This is a genomic window from Streptomyces sp. NPDC058052 (assembly GCF_042885515.1).
Taxonomy (GTDB): Bacteria; Actinomycetota; Actinomycetes; order Streptomycetales; family Streptomycetaceae; genus Streptomyces.
Map to the genome: position 1 here is coordinate 1 of NZ_JBHVRX010000086.1, position 1,385 is coordinate 1,385.

Here is a 1,385-nt window from a genome sequence, read left to right on the forward strand (position 1 = left end):
TTAGGTGAAGCTATTGTTAATACAGTTTCAGCATCACAAGCTGGAGATGATGCTGAATTAGCTAAATCAATTGTTAATATTGTAGCTAATGGTATTGGTGTGGTATCAGATGTTGCTAAAGCATTTGGTTTAATGTAATAAATATTAGGGCGCATTACATATAAAGAGATTAAGTAACCGATTGGTTATTTAATCTCTTTTTTTAATTCTTAATAGAGTCTTATCTGTTTTTATAAGTTTTAAATTTAGTAATAAAAAACAATCATTTTGAACGATTTTTTTCATTGCTTTTAAAACGAGTGAAACGAGTTTCTTCTTGTCTTGATACTATATAGAAATAACTCAATTTTTGAATTAAGGCTTTAAGCCTTGTCAATAAAGGTCTCAATCGATTTTTTATAAAAGAGAGCTTATTTGCTCTCTTTTTTGTTTTATTATTAAAATACTATAATAGATTATTATCATTCGTTTTGGAACGCTGTGAGAAGCTTTCATTTGCTTTGAAACAAAGTTTATTAAACCAAATCATTATCGTGTTTAATTCTGTAAATCGTCTGCCTTGTTATATTCACTTCTTTCGCAATCTTACTGATAGCTGTGCCTTCCTTCAACATTTCTACAACTCGATGATAAATAATACGTTTTTGAGGATCTTTTGCATTCGCTGAATAAAGTAACGGACGCCCTTTATATACACCTTTTTCTTTCGCAACTTGAATACCTTGTGCTTGTCTACGTTTACTTTCATTTCGTTCTTGTTCTGAAACCATTGCTAATATTTGGATGATTAAGTCTTTCATAAACTTATCTAATAAAGGATTGCCAATGACTTCATTCATCATAGGTAAACTAGTAATCATCAATTGGACTTCTTTATCTTTTAAATAATTAACTGTGTTAATCACCTCATCATAATTACGACCTAAACGATCAATTGATTCTACTACAAACCGATCCCCCATTCTCACAAAGTTAAGTGCTTCTTGAAATACGGGTCTATTTTCTACTGACTTTCCCGATTGTTTCTCTGTAAATATTTTCTCTACGCCAAATGTTTTCAAATTATCTAGCTGTCTCTCTAAATTCTGATCTATCGAAGATACTCTTGCATAACCTATAATCATTCATTTTCACTCCATAATTAATATACACCCTAATCATACGTTTAAGTTACTATAAATTCAATAACTTTATTTGTATGATTAGGGTGTACCTAAGTCATTCAATAGCAAAATATTAGTAAAAATTATATTAATACTAATTCAACAGAAACGTAATGAAATTATTGCACTATGATTTAATTATCAATTTTTACATTATTTCCATTTTTTAGTGATGATTTCGGTTTTCTCAAAATCCTTTAACCTGGTTTCAATCCTTTCTTC

2 protein-coding genes are annotated in these 1,385 nt (G+C 29.2%); one reads left to right on the forward strand and one right to left on the reverse strand.

From position 1 onward, the window contains the following. On the forward strand, window positions 1–138 hold a 138-nt coding region (locus ACFVU3_RS40075; RefSeq protein WP_390073712.1), incomplete at its 5' end, for a beta-class phenol-soluble modulin. 377 nt (window positions 139–515) lie between these two features. On the opposite strand, the gene ACFVU3_RS40080 is transcribed toward ACFVU3_RS40075, so the two are convergent. Further along, window positions 516–1,124, reverse strand: a complete 609-nt coding sequence (locus ACFVU3_RS40080; protein WP_002436987.1) for a recombinase family protein — start codon at window positions 1,122–1,124, stop codon at window positions 516–518. Between the last annotated feature and the right edge of the window lie 261 nt (window positions 1,125–1,385).